Annotated in this window: 16 protein-coding genes; 8 read left to right on the top strand and 8 right to left on the bottom strand. The window is 71.4% G+C overall.

Annotated elements, in window-relative coordinates:
- The first annotated feature begins 161 nt into the window (after positions 1-161).
- Positions 162-1,580: an OFA family MFS transporter gene (locus tag OIE69_RS09915; protein WP_326571584.1), complete on the top strand. Its 1,419-nt coding sequence runs from the start codon at positions 162-164 to the stop codon at positions 1,578-1,580.
- Between the two features lie 266 nt (positions 1,581-1,846).
- On the opposite strand, the gene OIE69_RS09910 is transcribed toward OIE69_RS09915, so the two are convergent.
- From OIE69_RS09910 to OIE69_RS09900, 3 genes are all read right to left on the bottom strand, one after another.
- Entirely contained in the window at positions 1,847-2,542 is a 696-nt protein-coding gene (locus OIE69_RS09910) for a GntR family transcriptional regulator (RefSeq protein ID WP_326571583.1), read from the bottom strand.
- A 203-nt stretch (positions 2,543-2,745) separates the two neighbouring features.
- Positions 2,746-4,218: a Re/Si-specific NAD(P)(+) transhydrogenase subunit beta gene (gene pntB, locus OIE69_RS09905; RefSeq protein WP_326571582.1), complete on the bottom strand. Its 1,473-nt coding sequence runs from the start codon at positions 4,216-4,218 to the stop codon at positions 2,746-2,748.
- A 6-nt stretch (positions 4,219-4,224) separates the two neighbouring features.
- Entirely contained in the window at positions 4,225-5,769 is a 1,545-nt protein-coding gene (locus OIE69_RS09900; protein ID WP_326571581.1) for a Re/Si-specific NAD(P)(+) transhydrogenase subunit alpha, read from the bottom strand.
- A gap of 328 nt (positions 5,770-6,097) precedes the next feature.
- Here OIE69_RS09900 and OIE69_RS09895 point away from each other — a divergent pair, with 328 nt between their 5' ends.
- Both OIE69_RS09895 and OIE69_RS09890 read left to right on the top strand, forming a co-directional pair.
- Positions 6,098-7,072: a 2-dehydropantoate 2-reductase gene (locus tag OIE69_RS09895; RefSeq protein ID WP_326571580.1), complete on the top strand. Its 975-nt coding sequence runs from the start codon at positions 6,098-6,100 to the stop codon at positions 7,070-7,072.
- Positions 7,073-7,457: 385 nt separating this feature from the next.
- A complete protein-coding gene (locus OIE69_RS09890; protein ID WP_018562004.1) occupies positions 7,458-8,390 on the top strand; it encodes a LysR family transcriptional regulator in 933 nt (310 codons plus the stop codon).
- On the opposite strand, the gene OIE69_RS09885 is transcribed toward OIE69_RS09890, so the two are convergent.
- On the bottom strand, positions 8,383-10,017 hold the full coding sequence (locus tag OIE69_RS09885) for a FadD7 family fatty acid--CoA ligase (protein ID WP_326571579.1): 1,635 nt from the start codon (positions 10,015-10,017) through the stop codon (positions 8,383-8,385). The two genes, OIE69_RS09890 and OIE69_RS09885, sit on opposite strands and share 8 nt — an antisense overlap.
- 258 nt (positions 10,018-10,275) lie before the next feature.
- Between OIE69_RS09885 and oxc the strand changes: the two genes are divergently transcribed.
- Both oxc and frc read left to right on the top strand, forming a co-directional pair.
- Positions 10,276-12,027: an oxalyl-CoA decarboxylase gene (oxc, locus tag OIE69_RS09880; protein ID WP_326571578.1), complete on the top strand. Its 1,752-nt coding sequence runs from the start codon at positions 10,276-10,278 to the stop codon at positions 12,025-12,027.
- 89 nt (positions 12,028-12,116) lie between these two features.
- Positions 12,117-13,373, top strand: coding sequence for a formyl-CoA transferase (gene frc, locus OIE69_RS09875; protein WP_326571577.1), 1,257 nt, complete (start codon positions 12,117-12,119; stop codon positions 13,371-13,373).
- 171 nt (positions 13,374-13,544) lie between these two features.
- Here frc and OIE69_RS09870 read toward each other — a convergent pair whose 3' ends face one another.
- Positions 13,545-13,991 (bottom strand): PAS domain S-box protein, encoded by a 447-nt coding sequence (locus OIE69_RS09870; protein WP_326571576.1) that lies wholly within the window; start codon positions 13,989-13,991, stop codon positions 13,545-13,547.
- A gap of 522 nt (positions 13,992-14,513) precedes the next feature.
- Here OIE69_RS09870 and OIE69_RS09865 point away from each other — a divergent pair.
- The 3 genes from OIE69_RS09865 (at position 14,514) to OIE69_RS09855 (ending at position 18,915) form a co-directional block, all read left to right on the top strand.
- Complete coding sequence (locus OIE69_RS09865; RefSeq protein ID WP_326571575.1) at positions 14,514-15,872, top strand: RNA-guided endonuclease InsQ/TnpB family protein; 1,359 nt, start codon at positions 14,514-14,516, stop codon at positions 15,870-15,872.
- The gene (locus OIE69_RS09860) at positions 15,782-16,342 is read left to right on the top strand and encodes a putative Ig domain-containing protein (RefSeq protein ID WP_326581073.1); all 561 of its coding nucleotides are present in this window, start codon (positions 15,782-15,784) and stop codon (positions 16,340-16,342) included. Before OIE69_RS09865 ends, OIE69_RS09860 begins: the two co-directional genes overlap by 91 nt.
- Before the next feature lie 137 nt (positions 16,343-16,479).
- On the top strand, positions 16,480-18,915 hold the full coding sequence (locus OIE69_RS09855) for a helicase-associated domain-containing protein (protein ID WP_326571574.1): 2,436 nt from the start codon (positions 16,480-16,482) through the stop codon (positions 18,913-18,915).
- An 18-nt stretch (positions 18,916-18,933) separates the two neighbouring features.
- Here the strand turns inward: OIE69_RS09855 and OIE69_RS09850 are convergent, their stop codons facing one another.
- From OIE69_RS09850 to OIE69_RS09840, 3 genes are all read right to left on the bottom strand, one after another.
- Positions 18,934-19,302, bottom strand: coding sequence for a ribosomal maturation YjgA family protein (locus tag OIE69_RS09850; protein ID WP_326581072.1), 369 nt, complete (start codon positions 19,300-19,302; stop codon positions 18,934-18,936).
- A 145-nt stretch (positions 19,303-19,447) separates the two neighbouring features.
- Positions 19,448-19,606, bottom strand: a complete 159-nt coding sequence (locus tag OIE69_RS09845; RefSeq protein WP_326571573.1) for a hypothetical protein — start codon at positions 19,604-19,606, stop codon at positions 19,448-19,450.
- Positions 19,607-20,394: 788 nt separating this feature from the next.
- Positions 20,395-21,240: an MBL fold metallo-hydrolase gene (locus tag OIE69_RS09840; protein ID WP_326571572.1), complete on the bottom strand. Its 846-nt coding sequence runs from the start codon at positions 21,238-21,240 to the stop codon at positions 20,395-20,397.
- Positions 21,241-21,466 lie beyond the last annotated feature (226 nt).

The raw sequence follows: 21,466 nt of genomic DNA, 5'->3' as shown, positions 1-21,466 counted from the left end.
CGGGTCTGCCGCCCCGGACCGACCTCAGCTGCCCGGACGGCGTACCACCGGGCCCGGCCATGCCGGGCCGAGCCGCAGGGATGGTCCGCTCCACCCCTCCGCATGAAGAGAAGGGCCCAGGGGGCGCACGCCAGGTTCTTTTCACGCAAGGGAAGGCACCGATGTCAGTAACACCGCACGTGGTTCCCGGGCAGTACCGGGAGGTCAGCGACGCGAACGGCCGCGTCTACCGGGTCGGGGAGACCGACCGCTCCCTCCTGGGGAGGCCCCGGGCCTGGATGGTCTGGCTCCCCTGGATCGCGATGATGGGCGTCAGCGTCTACGAGTACGGCTACAGCTCCGCGGAGGCGGTGCTCGAGCACGCCCACGGATGGACCCTGACCGAGACGTTCTGGATCGCCAGCATCTGGGCGGTCTTCCAGGCGGGCGTAGCGTTCCCCGCGGGACGGCTGCGGGAGACCGGGGTCCTGCCGGCCAGGACGGCGATGCTCGCGGGAGCGGTCTTCTCCGGACTGGGCTTCCTGGCGCTCTCGCACCTGAGCAACCCCTACGTGGTGATCGCCGGTTACTCGGTGCTGGGCGGCACGGGCGCCGGCCTGGTGTACGCGACCTGCATCAACATGGTCGGCAAGTGGTACCCCGACAACAAGGGCGCCCGCACCGGGTTCGTGAACGGCGGCTTCGCGTACGGAACCCTGCCGCTCATCTTCGTCTTCAACTACTGGTTCCACCCGTCCAACTACAAGATGGTCCTCGACCTGATCGCGCTGGGCATGGTGCTGGTCGTCGCCTTCTGCGGCATGTTCTTCCGCGACCCGCCGAAGAGCTGGTGGCCGCACGACGTCGACCCGCTGAACCGGGGCGTGAGCGAGGACGCGCGGCGGGTGGCCAAGCGACTGGCCAAGAACCCTCCGGCCAAGGGCCAGTTCACCCCGATGGAGGCGATCAGGACCGGGCAGCTCCCGCTGATGTGGTTCGCCCTGGTCTGCATCGGCGGCGTGTCGCTCTTCGGCATCAACTTCCAGGTCCCGTTCGCCAAGAGCCTGGGCTTCGGCCCGCTGGTCGCGGCCTCCTCGGCGGGTGTGCTCGCCGTGGTCAACGGCGTCGGCCGGGCCATCGTGGGCTGGCTGTCGGACTACCTGGGCCGGCGTCAGACGCTGGGGCTGGTCCTGGTGGTGGCGGGGCTGGCGCAGTTCGGAGTGCTGTGGTCGGGCCAGGCGCACAACGAACCCCTGTTCCTGTTCTTCGCGTTCCTCAACGGTTTCGGCGGCGGGGCGTTCTACCCGCTGTTCGCTTCGCTCACGCCGGACTACTTCGGTGAGAACAACAACGCGCAGAACTACGGGCTGGTCTACAGCGCCAAGCTGGTCGGCGGTGTCGGCGGCGGCGGTGTGGCGGCCGGGGTGGTCGCCGCCTGGGGCTACGCAGGGGCGTACTACCTGGCCGGCGGCATCGCCTTCCTCTCCGCGCTGATCACGGTGTTCCTGCGGCAGCCCGGCGCCCCGCGCCGGAGCGGCGACGGGAGCCCGGTGGTCGAGGTAGGCAGCCGTACCCCCTCTCCTGCCGAGGCGACCACCTGACGGTCGCGGTACCGGGGCTCCGTGAGGAGCCCCCCACAGATCGTGCGCGGGCGATGTCGCCCGGCCCGGGGCGGCGGCAGTCCCGGACCGGGTGCCCGCGTCACGGAGGCGGGGCCGGCCGGTGGGGCGCGCCCCCTGGTCCGTCCGGCCCCGCCCGTCCCCCCTCTGCTGTTTCCTCCTGTTGATCCCGTTCCTCCCCTCCCCCGAAGACGGTCCGGGTGCCCGCCCCAGGCACCCGGACCGTCGCCCGTTCCCGGCGGCGGGCCTCAGGCCCGCCCGGCGTCGACGGCGGCGGCGATCTGCCGGCAGTAGAAGTCGGTGGTGTTGCGGGTGTGGCGGCGCATCAGTTCCTCGGAACGCTCCGCGTCGCCCCGTGCGATGGCCTCGATGATCGTGGCGTGCTCGTTCCACGCGTCCCGGCCGCGGGGCCGGGCGATGGGCATGTAGTACCAGCGCACCCGCCGGTCGACCTGGAGGATCAGCTCGGCGAGGACCTGGTTGCCGGACAGTTCGGTGATGAAGCCGTGCAGCGCGGCGTTGGCCTCGACGATGCCGCGGGCGTCGTCCGCCGCGAGGGCGGTGATGCCCGCGTCCTGCAGTTCCCAGAGCCGGGCCACGTCCACGTCCGTGGCGTGCAGCGCGGCGCCGTGTGCGGAGTGGGTCTCCAGCACGGCCCGTACGCTGAGCAGTTGGGTGGCCTCCTCCTGTGTGGGGGAGTGGACGAAGGCACCTTGCGCGGGGCGCAGGTCGACCCAGCCGTCGGTCTGCAGACGCTGCAGGGCCTCGCGCACCGGCTGGCGGCTGACGCCCAGGTGGTCGGCGAGTTCGGCCTCGACCAGGTGCTGTCCCGGTCTGAGGGTGCCGTTGATGATCAGTTCGATCAGGGCCTCGTAGACGGCCTGGCGCAATGGTGCCGGCCGGGTGACCCGGACGGCGGCGGCCGCGGTACGTGTCTCGCGCATGAGCCCCCCTGTCGGCTGAGTTCTTTGCACAGTGCCAAGAATACAGATTTCGGTATGCAATGCAGTCGCAGGGTTGGACAAGGCTTTGCAGGAAATTGGCCGTCCGCGTGCGGATGCGCGCGGGGCGCGGGCGGCGATGACACAGCGGACGGGGCGGGGGAAGCGGCGCTTCCCCCGCCCCACCGCCGTGGGTGGAACTCCCGTCAGGCAGGGGCGGGCTGCTGGTCGGTGCGCAGGCCCCGCGAGGCCGCGGAACCGGGTTCCGGCGTGCTCAGCGAGCGCAGGATGGCGTCCACGCTCTCCTTGGCGTCGCCGAAGAGCATGCGGCTGTTCTCGCGGAAGAACAGCGGGTTCTGCACCCCCGCGTACCCCGAGGACATGGACCGCTTGAAGACGACGACGTTCTCCGCCTCCCACACCCGCAGCACCGGCATGCCGGCGATCGGGCTGGTCGGGTCCTCCTCCGCCGCGGGGTTGACGGTGTCGTTGGCGCCGATGACCAGCACCACCGTGGTGTCGCCGAAGTCGTCGTTGATCTCGTCCATCTCGAGCACGACGTCGTACGGCACCCTGGCCTCGGCCAGCAGCACGTTCATGTGCCCGGGCAGCCGGCCGGCCACCGGGTGGACGCCGAAGCGCACCTGCACCCCGCGCCGTCGCAGTGCCTGGGTCAGCTCCGCCACCGGGTGCTGCGCCTGCGCCACCGCCATGCCGTAGCCGGGGGTGATGATCACCGACGTGGCGTTCTCCAGCAGTTCGGCCGTCTCGTCCGCGGAGGTCTCGCGGTGCTCGCCCTGCTCGACGTCGCCGCTCGACGGGGCCTCGACGCCGAAGCCGCCCGCGATCACCGACAGGAAGGAACGGTTCATCGCCCGGCACATGACGTACGACAGGTAGGCGCCGGAGGAGCCGACCAGCGCGCCGGTGACGATGAGCAGGTTGTTGTTGAGCAGGAAGCCCGCCGCCGCCGCGGCCCAGCCCGAGTAGCTGTTGAGCATCGAGACGACGACCGGCATGTCGCCGCCGCCGATCGACACGACCAGGTGCCAGCCGAGCGCGAGCGCCAGGACGGTGACGGCGATCATCAGACCGAGGTCCGGGCTCACCGTGAACCACACCGTCAGGGCGACGAAGGCGACCAGCGCCCCCAGGTTGAGGGCGTTCTTCCCCGGCAGCGTCAGCGGACGGGACTTGATCCGCGCCGACAGCTTCAGGAAGGCGACGATGGAGCCGGTGAAGGTGACCGCGCCGATGAAGATGCCGATGAACACCTCCGCGTGGTGGATGCCGAGAAGGTCGGCGGCGACCCGGGTCTGCGCGGCGCCGTGCGCCTCCACCTCGTAGTAGCTGTTCCAGCCGACCAGCACCGCCGCCAGGCCCACGAGGCTGTGCAGGACGGCGATGAGTTCGGGCATCTGGGTCATCTCCACCCGGCGCGCCCGCCACAGGCCGACGGCGCCGCCGACGGCCGTGGCGCCGGCGATCAGGACGACGGTGCTGCCCGGGATGTCCTGCGCCGCGGCGACGACGGTGGCGACCAGCGCGAGCGCCATGCCGCCTATGCCGTACGCCACTCCGGCGCGGGAGGTGCGGTGTTGCGAGAGTCCGGCCAGGCTGAAGATGAACAGCAGCGCGGCGACGATGTCGGCGGCCTGTGCGGCCGTGGTTGCGTTCATGGATCCTCAGCCCTTCGAGAACATGCCGAGCATGCGGCGGGTGACGGCGAATCCTCCGAAGATGTTCACGGTGGTCAACATGATCGCCACGACCGACATCACGGTGACGGCCGGTCCGGCGTGTCCTATCTGCAGCAGTGCTCCGACCACCACGATTCCCGAGATGGCGTTGGTGACCGACATCAGCGGGGTGTGCAAGGCGTGGTGGACCTTTCCGATCACGTAGTAACCGATGACGACGGCCAGCGCGAACACCGTGAAGTTGCCGATGAGCTGGGCGGGGGAGAAGGCGACGACGAGGAACATCGTGATCATGCAGAGGCCGACGAGTACGTAGCGGACGGCCGGCGTCAGGCGGGGCTCCTTCGGCGCGCGCGCGGTCGCCGCCGGCGCGGAGGTCTGCCCGGCGGGTGCCGCCGTCACCTGGACGGGCGGTGGCGGCCAGGTCTTCTCGCCCTCCCGCACCACCGTGACGGCCCGCTGCACGACGTCGTCGAAGTCGAGCGTCAGCCGCCCGTCCTTGCCGGGCGTCAGCAGCTTGAGCAGGTTGACGAGGTTCGTCCCGTACAACTGGGAGGCCTGCGCGGGCAGCCGCCCCGCCAGGTCGGTGTAGCCGATGATCGTCACGTCGTTGTCGGTGACGATGGCCTTCCCGCTGACCGTGCCCTCGACGTTGCCGCCCTGCGCTGCGGCCATGTCGACGATGACGCTGCCGGGCTTCATCGACGCCACGTCGGCCGCCGTGATCAGCCGGGGGGCCGGGCGGCCGGGGATCAGCGCGGTGGTGATGATGATGTCGACGTCCGCGGCCTGCTCGCTGTAGATCTCGGCGGCACGCCGGTCGTACTCCTCGGAGGTCGCCTTGGCGTAGCCGTCGCCGCTCGCCTCCTGGACCACCTCGACGGCGAGGAACTCCCCGCCCAGGGAGCGGACCTGGTCGGCGACCTCGGCCCGCGGATCGGTGGCGCGTACCACCGCGCCGAGGCTGCCGGCCGCGCCGATCGCGGCGAGACCCGCCACGCCCGCGCCGGCCACCAGGACCTTCGCCGGCGGCACCTTGCCCGCCGCGGTGACCTGTCCGGTGAAGAAGCGCCCGAAGACATGGGCCGCCTCGATCACCGCCCGGTACCCGGCGATGTTCGCCATCGAGCTGAGCACGTCCATCGACTGGGCCCGGGAGATGCGCGGGACGGCGTCCAGCGCCAGCACGGTGATGGGCCGTGCCGTCAGTTCCTCGACGAGTTCGGGGCTGTGGGCCGGAGCGATCAGCCCGATGAGGGTCGCTCCTTCGCGCAGCTTCCCGATCTCCTCGTGCGAAGGGGAGTTGACCTTGAGGACCACGTCCGCCTGCCAGGCGTCGCCGATCCGCGCGCCCGCTTCGGCGTAGGCCTCGTCGGGGAAGCCGGAGGCGGCTCCGGCCTCCGACTCCACGACGACCTCGTAACCGAGGCCGAGGAGCCGGCGGACGCTGTCCGGTGTGGCCGCCACCCGCGTCTCCCCGGCGGTGGACTCGGTGACGACACCGATCTGCTGAGGGGGTGAATCCGACATCGCTCTCCTTTTCCGTCGCTTCCGACCGATGTCACGGCTCGTCGGCCGAGCCGTTGTCGGCACTGCGTGTTCCCCGGCCTCGTGGTGCGGCCGTGCGGGCCCGGGACCGCGTGTGCGGCGAAGCGTTCCCCTGCTTCGTGCTCGGTCAACCTGTCGGGAGCGGGTGTGACCCGGTTCATGACCCAGCGGGGCGCCGGAGACCTCTGACGCGGCGCCGGCCGGGATCATGTCCCGTTCCGGGCGCGCGACTTTCCGTGATGGGGACTGTACATCCCCAGAGGGTACTGCATACAGTATTCATTCCCCCTTCGAATGGAGAGGAGTCGCCGTGAAAATCGCAGTCCTCGGAGCCGGCGCGATCGGCGCTTACGTGGGCGCGGCACTGCACCGTGGTGGCGCCGACGTGCACCTGATCGCCCGGGGTGAGCATCTTCAGGCGATACGGGCCGACGGAGTCCGGGTGAACAGCCCGCGCGGTGACTTCGTGGCCAAGCCCCATGCCACGGACGACCCGGAGGAGATCGGCCCCGTCGACTACGTCTTCCTGGGCCTGAAGGCACACTCCTACGCGAGCTCCGGTCCGCTGATCTCCCCGCTGCTCGGGGAGAGGACCGCGGTGGTGGCCGGCCAGAACGGCATCCCCTGGTGGTACTTCCACAAGCTGACCGGCCCCTACGAGGGGCGGCGGATCGAGGCCGTCGACCCCGGCGGTGCCACCAGCGAGGTGCTGGCGCCCGAACGCGCCATCGGCTGCGTCGTCTACCCCGCGACGGTCATCGAGGCCCCCGGTGTCATCCGGCACCTGGAGGGCACCCGGTTCTCCATCGGAGAGCCGGGCGGCGGCGTGTCCGACCGGTGCACGGAGCTGAGCGAGGCCATGATCGCCGGCGGTCTCAAGTGCCCGGTGGAGCCGAACCTGCGCGACGACATCTGGATCAAGCTGATGGGCAACGTCGCGTTCAACCCGATCAGCGCCCTCACCAGGGCGACCATGGTCGACATCTGCAAGCACCCGCACACCAGGCGGCTGGTCACCCTGCTCATGGAGGAGACCCTCGACATCGCGGCCAGGGTCGGCAGCACCCCCGACATCTCGATCGAGAAGCGGCTTCGGGGCGCCGAGGGGGTGGGACACCACAAGACCTCGATGCTCCAGGACCTCGAGGCCGGCAAACAGCTGGAACTCGACGCCATCGTGACGGCCGTCGTGGAGATGGCCGACATCTCCGGCGCCGAAGCCCCCAACCTGCGGGCCGTCCACGCCGCCACCGACCTGCTGGCACGCGGCGTCACCGCCGCCTAGACCAGCGCCGACGCCCGGACCAGCGCCACCGCGCGACGACCGGTCACCGCCCGACCCCGTCCCGCGCCCACCCGATCCCTACGGACCCGCGGACCGCCGGCCCACCGCCGGACGACCGCAGCACCACCTCCGGACTCCGGTCCCGTCGCGGCGGCGACGGGATCGGGCTCCGGGCAGGGGCCCGCGAGCCGGCTTCGCGGGCACGAACGAGGGCCGCGATCCGGCTCGGTAGGCTTTGCCCGGTCACACCGCAACCAGCTCGTCCGCCGTCGGCCCTCCGGGGACGTTCGCCACCCCGGGAGCGTCGAACCGCCGGTACCGACGGCGTTGCGACTCCAGCAGGAAGTGCCGGCGCGGCCGCGGCCCAGGCAGAGAGGAGTCGTTCATGCTGTTCCGTCAGCTGGAGTACTTCGTGGCGGTGGCCAGGGAGCGGCACTTCGCCCGGGCGGCGGAGTCCTGCTACGTCTCGCAGCCCGCGCTCTCGGCGGCGATAGCCAAGCTCGAGCGGGAGCTGAACGTCACGCTGATCAACCGCGGCCACAACTACCAGGGCCTCACCCCCGAGGGCGAACGGCTGGTGGTCTGGGCCAAGCGGATCCTCGCCGAGCAGGAGGCCTTCAAGGCCGAGGTGGCCGCCGTCCAGTCGGGCATCACCGGCACCCTGCGGCTGGGCACCGAACCCACCGCGTCCACCACCCTGGTCCTGCCCGTCGCCGCGTTCTGCGCGGCGCACCCGCTGGCCAAGGTCCAGGTCCGCTCCCGGCTGTCGACCACCGAACTCCACCGCCAGCTGCTCGCGTTCGAACTGGACGCCGCGATCGCGCACTTCGCCCCGCACGACCGCGAGAGCCTGCAGATGATGCCGCTGTACGAGGAGCGGTACATGCTCCTCGCCTCCAGCGACCAGCTGCTGCCGCAGACCGACACCATGAAGTGGGCGGACGCGGCCACGATGCCGCTCGCGCTGCTGACCCCCGACATGAGGATCCGGCAGGTCATCGACGACGCGTTCGCCGAGAGCGGGGTCGTGGTGACCCCGCAGGTCGAGACGGACTCGGTGGCCGCCCTGTACGCCAGCGTGGGCGCCGGGGCGTGCGCGAGCATCGTCCCGCACACCTGGCTGCGGGCGATGCCGCCGCTCGGCAGGATGCGGGCCGTCCGCCTGGTCGAGCCGGACGCCAGGGCGCGGGTGTCGGTCGCGATCCACGCCGCGACCCCGGGTTCGGTCGCCGCGCGGGCCTTCATGAACGCCGCCGCCGGGCTGTCGCTGGACGAGTTCTTCGACCAGCCGCTGCCGGCGGAGCACCGCGTCAGGTGAGTCCCGGCCATACGGTGTCCTGTGCGTACTGCAGGTCCACCGCGGCCCGGTCCAGCCCGCCCTTCGCCGTGTGCGGGAGCGAGGTGACGATCCGGATCCGGTCGGGGACCTCGAAGGGGGCCAGGCGGCCGCGGCAGTACCGCCGCACCTCCTCGGCCCCGGGCGCCTCCGATCCGGGCCCCTCGGCCGCGGAGAGGACCACGGCGGCGCCGACCCGCTGCCCGTACGTCGCGTCGGGCACGGCGAACACCGCCGCCTCGGCCACCCCGGGACACCCGGCGAGGACGTCCTCGACGTGCTCGGGTGAGACCTTCTCGCCGCCGCGGATGATGATGTTCTTCAGGCGCCCGGTGAGGAACAGATGTCCGTCCTCGTCGAGCGCGCCCAGGTCGCCGGTGCGGAACCAGCCGTCGACGAAGCCGTACGCGGTCTCGCCCGGGTTGCCGAGGTAGCCGCGGGCCACCGTCGGCCCGTGCACCCACACCTCGCCCTCGCCACCGGGCGGGCACGGCTTCCCGTCCGGGTCCAGGACCCGCAGCTCGACACCGGCCGGCCGGCCGACCGAACCCTGCTTGAGCGGCCCGTGCTGCGGCAGCGGCTCGCTCGTCGCCTGGTGCGCTGACTCCGTCATGCCGTACGCCGACAGCAGCGGCGCGCCGAGGGTGCGCTCCAGCGCCCGCTGGGTGGCCGTGTTGAGGGGCGCGCTGGAGCTGCGAAGGAACCTCAGCGCCGGCACCTGCGGGCCCGTGAGGTCCGTCGCCGCCCGCTCCAGGAGGATCTCGTGGATGGTCGGCACCGCGGTGAACCACGTGGCGCCCGCCGCGCGCATGTCGTCCCAGAAGGTGTGCGCCGAGAACCGCCCGCGCGCGGGCAGCAGTACGCAGCCCCCGCTCGCCAGCGTGGACAGCAGCGCGGCGAACAGCCCGTGCCCGTGGAAGAACGGCATCGCCGCGACCGTCGCGTCGTCCGGACCCAGCTCGTACACGGCGCACACGCCGCGGACGGAGGCGGCCACGGCGCCGTGCGTCAGCGGGACCATCTTCGCCCGGTCGGTGGTCCCCGCCGTGAACAGCACCAGGGCGTCCCGCGCGGTGAGTTCGCCGGCCGCGCCCCTCGCGGCGGCCGGAGCGCCCGTGCCCGTCCCCAGCGCGGCTGTCGCCGTCCCGGCGGGGGAGAGGTCCACCCGCAGCGTCCAGGCCGGGACACCGGGCCCCACGGCCGCCGGCGGGGCGCCTCCCGCGGTCGGGCCCAGCAGGACGGCCCGTACCCCCAGCGCCTCCAGCCCGGACGTCATCCGCGGCTCGGGCAGCGCGGGGTCGACGGGTGCCACCACCAGCCCGGCGCGCGCCCCGCCCAGCAACGCCGCCACGAACTCCACGGTGTTGGCGCTGACGAGGCCCACCGCGTCCCCGGGGCGCAGCCCCGCGGCGGTCAGGCGCGCGGCCACCGCGTCGGCCAGCTCGTCCAGGGCGCGGTAGGAGACCCGCGCGCGGTCGGCGCCCGTGATCAGCGCCGGTGCCTGGGGGCGTGCCCGGGCAGGCCGGTCCAGGAGATCGGTGAGGCCGGTCAGCGCGGGCGGCCGGTAGCGGCCGGGGTCGCGCACGGATGCTGCGGCCGGAACGGCCATGGCCGCACCTCCTCACGCCGGGAATGTCTGATGAACCGTCCCCAGCGAGACTGCGCGGGGCGCCGAGCGCCCGTCCAATACGCACTGGCGAACGGTCGATAGCGGAGGTCTATCAACCCACCTCAACGCCCCTGTGGCGTGCGTCGATAAACGCCGTCTATCGGCTGTTCGCCGATAGGTCTTGGACGCGGGCGAGCGCGCTGCGGATGGTGAGAGCAGCAGCCGCACGCATGACTTGCCCAAGGAGGACCTCGGACCATGACCGCCCCCTCACCACTGGAGACCGCGGCGAACGCCGACGCACCGGCCGAGCTCACCGACGGGTACCACCTGGTCGTCGACGCGCTCAAGATGAACGACGTCGACACCATCTACGGGGTGGTCGGCATCCCGATCACGGATCTGGCACGGCTCGCCCAGGCGCAGGGCATCCGCTACGTCGGCTTCCGCCACGAGAGCAACGCCGGACACGCGGCGGCCGCGGCCGGCTACCTCACCAAGAAGCCGGGCATCTGCCTGACCGTATCGGCCCCCGGCTTCCTCAACGGACTGGTGGCGCTCGCGAACGCCACCACCAACTGCTTCCCGATGGTGCAGATCTCCGGCTCCAGCGAGCGCCACCTCGTCGACCTCAAGCAGGGCGACTACGAGGAGATGGACCAGCTCGCCGCCGCGCAGCCGTTCTGCAAGGCCGCGTACCGCATCAGCCGGGTCGAGGACATCGGCCGCGGCATCGCCCGCGCCCTGCGCACCGCAGTCTCCGGGCGCCCCGGCGGTGTCTATCTCGACATCCCCGCCGCGGTGCTCGGTTCCATCATGGACGCGCAGGACGGCGCGAAGACGCTCAGCCGTCTCGTCGACCCCGCTCCGCGCCAGCTGCCCGCCCCCGAGTCCGTGGACCGGGCGATCGAGCTGCTGGCCGGAGCGCAGCGGCCGCTGATCGTCCTCGGCAAGGGCGCGGCGTACGCGCAGGCGGACTCGCAGATCCGCGAGTTCGTCGAGTCCACCGGCATCCCGTACGTGCCGATGTCGATGGCGAAGGGCCTGCTGCCCGACGACCACCCGCAGTCGGCGGCCACCGCCCGCTCGCTGGCGCTGAAGAAGGCAGACGTCGTGATGCTGGTCGGCGCCCGCCTGAACTGGCTGCTGAACCACGGCGAGGCACCGCAGTGGAACCCCGACGCGAAGTTCGTCCAGGTCGACATCGAGGCGAAGGAGATGGACAGCAACCAGCCCATCGCCGCCCCGCTCGTCGGTGACATCGAGTCGGTCGTCGAGGCCCTCATCGAGCGGACCAAGCCGGGCCAGATCGCGGCCCCCGCCGCCTGGCGCGAGGAGCTCGGGGCGCGCTCGGCGCAGAACGTCGCCAAGATGGCCGAGCGCCTGAAGGCCGACCCGCACCCGATGCAGTTCATGGGCGCGCTGAAGGCCGTGCGCGACGTCATCCGCGAGCGCCCCGAGGTCTACCTCGTCAACGAGGGCGCCAACGCCCTGGACATCGCGCGCAACGTCATCGACATGCACGTGCCGCGGCACCGCCTCGACAGCGGCACCTGGGGCGTCATGGGCATCGGCATGGGCTACGCGATCGCCGCCGCCGTCGAGAGCGGTCAGCCGGTCGTGGCCGTCGAGGGCGACAGCGCCTTCGGCTTCAGCGGGATGGAGATCGAGACGATCTGCCGCTACAACCTGCCCGTCGTCACGGTCATCATGAACAACGGCGGCGTCTACCGCGGCGACGACGTCAACCCCTACGACGACGCCCCGTCGCCGACGACGCTGATGTCCGCGGCCCGCCACGACGTGATGTTCGAGGCGTTCGGCGGCAAGGGCTACCGCGCGACCACCCCCGCGGAGGTCACCGCCGCCCTCACCGAGGCGCTCGCCTCGGGCGGCCCCGCCCTCATCGACTGCGTGATCGACCCCTCGGCGGGCACCGAGAGCGGCCACATCGCCCACCTCAACCCCAAGGGCATCACCGTCGGCAACATCACTCCGGCCAAGAAGTGACCGCCCCGTAGGCGACGCACCGCACCCCGAAGCACCGTTCCCCAGCACTGCCCACCCGCGCACCGCGAACAGACAAGAAGGAAGCCACCATGAGTGAAAAGCCGCTCGCCGGGATCAAGGTGATCGACTTCACCGGGGTCCAGGCCGGCCCCGCGTGTACGCAGATGCTCGCCTGGTTCGGCGCCGACGTCATCAAGGTCGAGCGTCCGCAGGGCGGCGACGTGACCCGCAACCAGCTCCGCGACGACCCCGACCTCGACGCGCTGTACTTCACGATGCTCAACAGCAACAAGCGCTCGCTGGCGATCAACACCAAGACCCCCGAGGGCAAGGAGGTCATGGAGAAGCTGATCCGCGAGGCGGACATCCTGGTCGAGAACTTCGCCCCGGGCGCCATGGACCGCATGGGCCTGGGCTGGGACCACATCCACGAGCTCAACCCGCGGCTGATCTTCGGCTCGGTCAAGGGCTTCAACGACGACTCGTCCTGGAACGACCTCAAGGTCTACGAGAACGTGGCCCAGGCCGCCGGCGGCGCCGCGTCCACCACCGGCTTCTGGGACGGCCCGCCGACCATCAGCGGCTCCGCCCTCGGCGACAGCAACACCGGCATGCACCTGATGATCGGACTGCTCACGGCGATCATCCACCGCAACGCGACCGGTGTGGGCCAGAAGGTATCGGTCTCCATGCAGGACGCCGTCCTCAACCTGACCCGCGTCAAGCTCCGCGACCAGCAGCGCCTGGAGAAGATCGGCTACCTGGAGGAGTACCCGCAGTACCCGAACGGCGAGTTCGGCGACGCGGTGCCCCGTGGCGGCAACGCCGGCGGCGGCGGCCAGCCGGGCTGGATCCTGAAGTGCAAGGGCTGGGAGACCGACCCCAACGCCTACATCTACTTCACGGTCCAGGAGCAGAACTGGAAGCGCACCGCCGAGGCCATCGGCCGGCCCGAGTGGGTCGAGGACCCGGAGTACACGACCGCCAGGGCGCGGCAGCCGCACATCTTCGAGATCTTCGCGGAGATCGAGAAGTGGCTGGCCGACAAGACCAAGTACGAGGCCGTCGACATCCTGCGCAAGTGGGAGGTGCCCTGCGCGCCCGTGCTCAGCATGAAGGAGCTCGCGGAGGACCCCGACATGCGCAAGAGCGGCACCATCGTCGAGGTCGAGCAGAAGGGCCGCGGCACCTACCTGACGGTCGGCAGCCCGATCAAGTTCTCCAACTTCAAGCCGGAGATCAAGGGCGCCCCGCTGCTCGGCGAGCACGGCAGCGAGGTCCTCGCGGACCTGGGGTACGACGCGAACGAGATCGCGGCCCTGCGCGACAAGCAGATCATCGTCTGACCAGGCCGTCGGCCCGGACAGTCTGACGGGTGCTCCGCGCGGTCCGTGCGCGCGGGGCACCCGTGCCGCCGTACGAGCGGGCCCCGCGCCCAGTACGGCGAAGCCCCCCGTGTCGTCCCGGCACGGGGGGCTTCTGCGTCGTCGCTCTTCGGCGTTCCTTGCGGTGGGGGGTCAGGCCGTCGTCGACTGCTCCGCCTTGGCGGCCGCCACCTTCTGGTACAGCTCCTTCTCGCGGGCCCGCCGCGCGGTGACGTCCCGGATCACCGCCCCGACGTAACCCGGCTGCCCTTCGGCGTCGTTCAGCAGCACCACGCTGAACTCGATCGACAGCTTCCGGCCGCCGGCGCCCACGGCGGGGACGTTGAGCAGGTCGTCGTCCCCGTACTTGGTGGTGCCGCTGGCCATGGACTTCTCGAAGCCGTCCCAGTGACGCTGCTGGTGCCGCTCGGGGATGATCACATCCAGGCTGCGGCCCATGACCTCGGCGGCCGGGAACCCGAAGATCCGCTCCGAACCGTGGTTCCAGTAGCGGATGAGTCCCTCGCGGTCGATGACGACCACGCCGTCGGGTGCCTGCGCCGTCACGGCCAGCACTACCTCGGGGTCCAGGTCTTCCATGTCTCCTCCGGCCGCCGGCGGTTGTATACAGATGGACAGCATACAGTCGTCATACCGGAGACGGCAGGGCCCCAGATGACGTGCCGTCCCTGCTGAAGCCGCCCGGAAGTTCCGGTTCCGGCGGGGAGATCGGCCGGAACTCGTCGGGTCGGCTCGTGGTGCGACTGGTCAAGCCGGTGGGGAGGGCCCTTGAGTGGTGCCTTCTCCCTCGGCTGTTCGGTGCGGCCCTGCTTGCCACCCGGTCCGGGGCGGCGGGGACGGCCGCCGGGGCGGGGTTGTCACCGCTCCGGCAGCCACGCGGCTGACCAGCGAGGGTGCGCGACCCGCACACGGCAACGCCTGGACTGCGGTCAAGGGCGGCCACCGCTTCATCGACCGCATCCTTCTCCCAGGATGTCTCGGCCTTCAGGCCAGGGCGGAATGCCTCCTTTAGCCGGAGCCGCGAAGCGGCGGAGTCCCCTGTGTATGTGTTCTGACCTGTGCTCTCTTTCGTTGTCAGTGGGGGCTGTTAGGTTCCGCAGCATGACGGCGACAGTGGCGACGGAGCGGGGGTCCGGGCGTGCCCGGTACACCTATCGGCTGCGGGTGTCGTCGTCGGCGGGTGCCGGTTTGGAGGCGGAGTGGGCGCGGTGCCGGTGGGTGTGGAACGAGTGTGTGGCGGTGTCCCGCAGGGTCCACGGTCTGAACAGGTCCGCTGAGGAGAAGATCACGTGCGGCCCCGCGCAGCTCGATAAAATGCTGACCGAGGCGCGGCGGTCGATGGCGTGGCTGCGGGAGGGCAGTTCGGTACCGCAGCAGCAGGTCATCCGTGACTTCGCCAAGGCCCGCGTCAAAGCCTTGAAGGACATCACGGCGCGGCTGCCGATGCGGCAGCGGGCGGGGATGCCCCGTATCAAACGCAAGCACGAGGCCACTCCGTCGCTGAACTACACCGCCCGGGGTTTCCGGCTCAAGGACGGACGCCTGCACCTGGCGGGCGGCATCGTTGTGACGGTGGTGTGGTCCCGCGACCTGCCGTCCGCACCCACCTCGGTGCGCGTGTACCGGGACAGCCTCGGCCACTGGTACGCCTCGTTCGTCGTGGCCGTCGAGGTACAGCCGCTGCCCGCCACCGGCGCAGTGATCGGCGTGGACTGGGGCGTGCGTGAGACCGCGACCACGACCAGCGACGCCCACGACCTGCCGCACGCCCAGCACGGCAAGACCGCCGCGCAGCGCCTCGCGCGTTACCAGAAGATGATGGCTCGCCGTAAGCCTGCTCGTGGGCAGGCCGAATCCAGGGGGTACCGCGAGGCCAGGCACCAGACGGCGAAGCTACACAAGAAGGTGGCGCGCCGGCGGCAGGACACGGCCCGCAAGTGGGCCAAGTGCGTTGTGCGCGACCATGACGTGATCGCGGTGGAGGACTTCCGGCCGAAGTTCCTTGCGAAGACGACCATGGCGCGGAAGGCGGCGGACGCGGCGATCGGTGCCACGAAGGCGGCGCTGATCGAGATGGGCCGCAAGCACGGGCGGGACGTGCGCCTGGTGCATCCCGCGTACACCTCCATGGACTGCGCGTCGTGCGGAGCGAGAACCAAGCACGCACTTCCTCTTTCGGAACGTACCTTTACCTGCACCGCGTGCGGAGCCGTGTCCCCCAGCGACAAGAACTCCGCACGTGTGATGCTGGTCCGGGCTGGTCTCGACCCGGCTGGTGCCGATCGTGTAAGCGCTGGCGGACCGCTGGTCCCCAGCCAACGTGAGCCAGGAATCCCGTCCCTTAGGACGGGGAGGATGTCAACTGGCAGATCAAGGCGCAGAGCTCCCGCCCGGGCGCCCTCACCTACTCCGCCAAGGGCCTCCCGCGCGGCATGTCGATCAACGCAAGGACCGGCCTGATCTCCGGGACCCCAGTCAAGGGCGGCGAGTACCGGCCCGCGATCACGGTCAAGGACGCGGCGGGCAACTGCCGTACGGTCCACTACCAGTGGACCGTGCTGGCCTCCGGCGGCGACGTCTTCGTCAACCCGAACCGGTACGACATCCCCAACTGGGCGGTGATCGAGAGCCCGCTCACGGTCAGCGGCCGCAAGGGCGACGCCCCCGCCGACCTCAAGGTGACGGTCGACCTCTACGCCGTCCACGTCGGCTTCTATGTCATCGACCTGGTCAGCGAGGACGGCCGGGTGATCCCGGTGAAGGGCTGGTCGCAGGGCCCCGTCGCGATCCCGGAACTGCACCAGACGTTCACCGTCGACGCCTCCGCGATCCCGGCGAACGGCACCTGGAAGCTGCGGGTCAGGGACAACACCCCCGGCAACTTCATCGTGCTCCCCGGGTACCTCGACACCTGGCGCCTGGGCTTCTGAGCCCGTCCCCGCGGGGCGCGGCCCCACGGCACGGCGGCAGGCTGTGCCGTGGGGCGGCGCCCGTTCGTTCACCCGCCCGGGCCTGAGATTGTCCCGGGCCTCATCGGGGTTGACTCGCCTTGTTCTACGCTCGCAGGGTGAATGCGCGCACCGCCCTGGAGAAATGGCTCGCCGGACTCACCGCCGAGCGCCTGACCGTCCTGCTGGAAGAGCGCGAACTGCCGCGTGCCGCCGGCTACACGCCGCTCACCACGTTCCGGCAACTCTCGGAGCACCTCCTCACCGACGACTCCGTGGACCGGGCCGTCGCCGCGGGGACGGGAGGCGACGCGCAGCTGCTGGCGTGCGTGGCGGCCCGGGCGCTGGAGACGTACGGGCCGGTGCCCGCGGCCGAGCAGCAGGCGTACGCCTGGCGCCCCGCGCCGCCGCCGGTGGACCCGTACACCCGGCTGGTGCCCGAGGCGGAGGTGCTGGACTGGCTTGAACAGGGCGGCACGCCGCGCGAGTCGATCGTTCGGGCACTGGAACGGCTGCGGGACCGGGCGCTGCTGCTCCCCGCTCCGCGCGGCCAGTTGGCGCTGCCGTCGATCCTGCACGCGTCGGCGGCCCGCATGGACGGCTACGGCAGGCCGGCCGACCTGCTGCTCACGCAGGCCTACAACGCGCCGGAGATCAAACGGATCGCCGCCGCCCTCGGCATCGAGCAGCGCACCCGCGCGGACGCGCAGACGGCGATCGGCGCCGTGCTCCAGGACCCCGGCCGGGTCCGGGAACTGGTGGCGACCGCCCCGGCGGCGTCCCACGAGCTGCTCGAGCACATGCTGCAGGGACCGCCGCTGCTGCGCACCCACTGCTTCGTCTCCCGGTCCGGCGGCTACGGCGGGCCGGACCGCAAGTACACGTTCCGGGAGGGGGGCAGCGGGGACGAGGGCACCGACTGGCTCGCGGAACACGGCATGGTGGTGCCGGTGGGCACCGATCTGGTGGAGCTGCCCTACGAGGTGGGTCACGCGCTGCGCGGGGAGCAGCCCGCGCCCGCGCCGAGCCTGGACCCGGAACCGCTGACGTGCGTCGCGCCGCTGCCCCGCGACTGGGCGGGCCGGGGCGCGGTGGCGGCAGGGGCCGCCGCATGGCGCGCGGAACTGGTGCTGCGCGAACTGGCCGCTCACCCCGTGGCCGTGCGGAAGGCGGGCGGCATTGCGGTGCGCGACACCAGGAGGCTCGCCAAGGCGGCGGGGACGAGCGAGGAACACACCCGGTTGTGGCTCGACCTGGCGGTGAACGCGGGCCTCGCCGCCCCCCTGGCCGACGAGGCGGAACCCGCCGCTCGCGGCAGGGGGCGCCGGCGACCCGCCGCGCCGGCGCGGCCGGCGCGGCTGCTGCCCAGCGAGCGCTACGACGCGTGGGCCGCGGCCACCCCCGCCGGGAAGCTGCTGCCGCTGGTGGCCGCCTGGGCCGTCGTCCCCGAGGTGTTCACGTACTGGCCGGAGGAGGGCGAGACCCCGGTCGCGCTGATCAGCCCCCAGGACCCGTACGCGGTGCCGCTGCGGCACGGCGTGCTGCAGGCGCTGGCCACGGTGCCGGACGGGTACGGGCTGACCGCCGGGGACGACGGACACGGCGAACTCCTCGAAGGGGCCGTCTGGTTCCGGCCGGTGCTGATGGCGCCCTACGACGACGAGGACCTGGAAGGGCGGCTCGAGTCCACGTTGGCCGAGGCGGAGGTGCTCGGCCTGGTGGCCCACGGCGCGCTCACCGAAGCCGGCCGGGCGGTCGCCGGCCTGCTGGACGCCGGGGCCGCACGCCACTATCCGGCCGTGCCCGGCGCGGACGCCGACCCGGCGGCAGGCGGCGCTGACCGGCTGGGGGAGGGCCTGGCCGAACGCCCGGCCCTGGCGAAGGCGGTGGCCGCGCTGCGTGAAGCCCTGCGCTCGACGCTGCCCGCGCCCAGTACCGAGGCCCGGTTCCAGGCCGACTCGACGGCGACGGTCACCGGGACCCCCGCCCCGGAGTTGGCGGCGCTGCTGTCCGCGGTGGGCGACATCGAGTCCGAGGGGCACGCCGTGGTCTGGCGCATCACGCCCGCCTCGCTGCGCCGGGCCTTCGACGCGGGGTGGGACGCCGACGAGATCCTCGATCGCCTGACCGCCGTGGCGCACCAGGGCACGGAACTGCCGCAGCCGCTGACGTACACGGTCAAGGACGTCGCCCGCAGCCACGGGCGGCTGCGGGTGGTGCGTTCGGCGTGCTGCGTCCGCTCCGAGGACACGGCCCTGATCGAGGAGGTCGCCCGGGCGCGCGGTCTGGCCAAACTGGGCCTGCGGAAGATCGCGCCGACGGTGCTGATCTCCACGGCGGCGCCGGACGAGACGCTGGCGGCTCTGCGCGCGGCCGGCTACGCCCCCGCCCTGGAGGCGGAGACCGGCACCACCGTGCTGGAACGTGTACCGGAGGAACGCTCGCGGCCGATGGTGGTCACGCTCGACCAGGCACATCCGCAGTACGGCGAGCCGGTGCGCGGAGTCCCCTCCTCGGCGCGGGAGATGGCGGCTCGGCTTGTGGAGGGGCGCTGAGCGGTCGGCCGGAGGGTGTCAGCCGCGCACGGAAGGCCGTCGTGCGGGGAAGGAGCGCATCGCGGCGTGAAGGAGCCCGCCCACGGCGGCGCCGACGGCGTACCAGAGCAGGTCCGGCGCGTTGAAGGTGGAACCGAGCACGAGGCGGGCGATGCCGCTGCGCCGGGAGAGCTCCGCCGGGATGTCGCTGAGCTGCAGGAACTCGACGGCGCAACTGAACACCAGGGCGCTCACGGCGGCCGTCAGGGGCGTGACCCGCGGGGCCAGCAGGACGACGAGCGCGAGGACCAGCACGGTGTACAGCGCGTCGCCGCCGTACTTGGCGACGTCCCCCTCCGCCACCGCCCTGAGCGCCAGCCCCGCGCCGACGGTCAGAACCGAGGCCATGGCCGCGACCGGACGGGTGGCCGGTACCGGGTCGGCGGTGCGTTCACGGGTTCGGAAGGGGAGGGGCACGTGGGCATTGTGCCGGATGTGCGCTGTGCGCCGTGCGCAGCGGACGTGCCGCTGCGCAGGCTCGTGCTCCGGGTGCTCACCGGTCCTTCGGCGAGAGGAAGGAACGGACGAGCCGGCGGATCAGTTCCGCCGCGATCAGGGCCGGCAGCGTCGGTACCGCGATGTGGACGTCGATCCGGATACGCGGGGCGAGCACGCATCCCAGGACCAGCGCGACCAGGACGGCGACGATCACTGTGGGCAGACGGACACCGTGACTTCTCGGACGGGATTCTTCGGTGGGTGAGTGTCGTGTGTGCGTGTCATGCGGCACGCCGGGGGACCTCCCATTGCTCGTTGCCACTCGCTCGGCCCCGGGAGACTCACCGTGGGTTGCAGCCCGACGGCGAGGGGCCTCCATGTGCAGAGTGGAGGCCCCGTCGGGCGCGGTCCACCCGGAATACGGAATCGGTCCGGAGTGCGAGGGGAGCGTGCGCGAAATCCGGGCAACCGTGGCACGCGGATTTCCGTGAGGCCGCCCCGTACCGCCTGGTCACAGACCCGGACAGCTGAAGGATGAATGTGTTGCGGCCATTCTTGGGGCGGCATCGCATCGCAAAGGTATTGCCTTTACGGTGCCGAACTGCTGCCATAGTCCTCGAGACCACGACGAAATCCGGTTCGCCGGATCTTATCCCGTGCAGCGCCCGGGTCGGGTGCCCCTGGGGTATGGGTGGTCTCTTTGGCTGACCCCGGCCGTTGCCACTCGCACCAGGGGACAGGGCCGGGTTCTGTTGCAGCGGAGTCGGCCCGATCGTGCCGACGCCGCGCACGCGTCGCGTCGCGTGCGCGCGCCGGTGGCCTCACGTACCCCGCCCGGCCGCCGCAGTTCACCCTGCCGGACGGGACGGGACGCGCCCTCGGGTCCGCTGCTCGAATCCCGGTGCCTGGCGGTCAGTCGGTGGTCGAGCGGGTCGTGGTGTTGCCGCGGTGGGTCGCGTCCGGACGGGGCCCGTCAGCTGAGAGGTATCCCGCGCACGCCGCTCATCCGGCGTTCAGCACGGCAGGGACGTTGACCTGCCGGTGGATGGCTTCGTACATGCTGTAGCCGCTGTATTCCTTCATCTCGAGGGCTTCGCGGGCCTGGTCGTCCGGCAGTCCCTTGTCCTGGGCGTCGCGTGCCAGTCCGGTCAGCTCCTCGAGGTAGGCGATCGAGTGCAGGATGTCCGCACGGCGCATGGTGCGGCCGTGGCCCGGCACGATCAGGGTGTCATCGTCGAGGATCTCGTAGAGGCGCCAGTAGGTGGCGAGCGCCTCGTCCGCCCGTCCCTCCAGCAGCCACGGGAATGCCGGTGGCGGCGCCTGCAGCATGTTCCCGACGAAGACGACGTTGTCCTCGCGCATGCGGACGACCAGGTCGCCGTCGGTCTGGGCGAAGCCGATGTGGTCGATGTCCGCGTGCTTGCCCCCCAGGTCCACGGAGCACGGCCCGGACACCGCCAGGTCCGCGGACCGGGCCACCACCTCCTCGATGCCGGCGTTCGGGCCGAGCAATTCGATCATGAAGGCGCGGTCCTGCTCGAAGCGCTCGTCGATCACGCGCTTGGTCGCCTCTTGGTGGATGATCACCGTCTGTGACGGGAAGGCGAAGTTTCCGAAGCAGTGGTCACCATGGAAGCTGGTGTTGACCAGGAACCGAATGGGCAGCGGGGTCACCGTGCGCACCGCGCCGATGACCTGGGACGCCAGACGGCCGTTGCTCAGCGATTCGACCACGAGCACTCCCGAATCACCGACGACGAAACCGGCGTTGGTCGCGGTGTGGTCGGTGTCGTCGACGTCCGCTGCCATGACCGCGTACACGCCGCCGGCGAGTTCGCGCGTGTGCATCCGGACGTCGCCGAGTTCGAAAGGGCCTGTTCTTCTGCTGCATGGTTCTTTTCTCTTCCGGAAGGCGGGCCGGCCGGTCGTTCTCGCTCGGCGTCCGCGGAGCGAGGCACCCGGACCTCTTCCCGACGTGTGCGCGGGGTCCCGTCGTGCTGCGGGCCTGTGCTATGTGTCTCACGGCCCGACGGCAGTTGCATCCTGCCCCGGCGCGCGTCCCCTCGCTGATGGC

Origin of the sequence: Actinacidiphila glaucinigra (assembly GCF_035918135.1) — a bacterium.
Lineage (GTDB): Bacteria > Actinomycetota > Actinomycetes > Streptomycetales > Streptomycetaceae > Actinacidiphila > Actinacidiphila glaucinigra.
This window is presented reverse-complemented; position numbering and strand designations above follow the sequence as displayed.

Coding starts and splice junctions, on each gene's coding strand:
- OIE69_RS09915 (WP_326571584.1), top strand. CDS start 162: ATGTCAGTAACACCGCACGTGGTTCCCGGGCAGTACCGGGAGGTCAGC.
- OIE69_RS09910 (WP_326571583.1), bottom strand. CDS start 2,542: ATGCGCGAGACACGTACCGCGGCCGCCGCCGTCCGGGTCACCCGGCCG.
- pntB (WP_326571582.1), bottom strand. CDS start 4,218: ATGAACGCAACCACGGCCGCACAGGCCGCCGACATCGTCGCCGCGCTG.
- OIE69_RS09900 (WP_326571581.1), bottom strand. CDS start 5,769: ATGTCGGATTCACCCCCTCAGCAGATCGGTGTCGTCACCGAGTCCACC.
- OIE69_RS09890 (WP_018562004.1), top strand. CDS start 7,458: ATGCTGTTCCGTCAGCTGGAGTACTTCGTGGCGGTGGCCAGGGAGCGG.
- OIE69_RS09885 (WP_326571579.1), bottom strand. CDS start 10,017: ATGGCCGTTCCGGCCGCAGCATCCGTGCGCGACCCCGGCCGCTACCGG.
- oxc (WP_326571578.1), top strand. CDS start 10,276: ATGACCGCCCCCTCACCACTGGAGACCGCGGCGAACGCCGACGCACCG.
- frc (WP_326571577.1), top strand. CDS start 12,117: ATGAGTGAAAAGCCGCTCGCCGGGATCAAGGTGATCGACTTCACCGGG.
- OIE69_RS09870 (WP_326571576.1), bottom strand. CDS start 13,991: ATGGAAGACCTGGACCCCGAGGTAGTGCTGGCCGTGACGGCGCAGGCA.
- OIE69_RS09865 (WP_326571575.1), top strand. CDS start 14,514: ATGACGGCGACAGTGGCGACGGAGCGGGGGTCCGGGCGTGCCCGGTAC.
- OIE69_RS09850 (WP_326581072.1), bottom strand. CDS start 19,302: ATGGCCTCGGTTCTGACCGTCGGCGCGGGGCTGGCGCTCAGGGCGGTG.
- OIE69_RS09840 (WP_326571572.1), bottom strand. CDS start 21,240: ATGCACACGCGCGAACTCGCCGGCGGCGTGTACGCGGTCATGGCAGCG.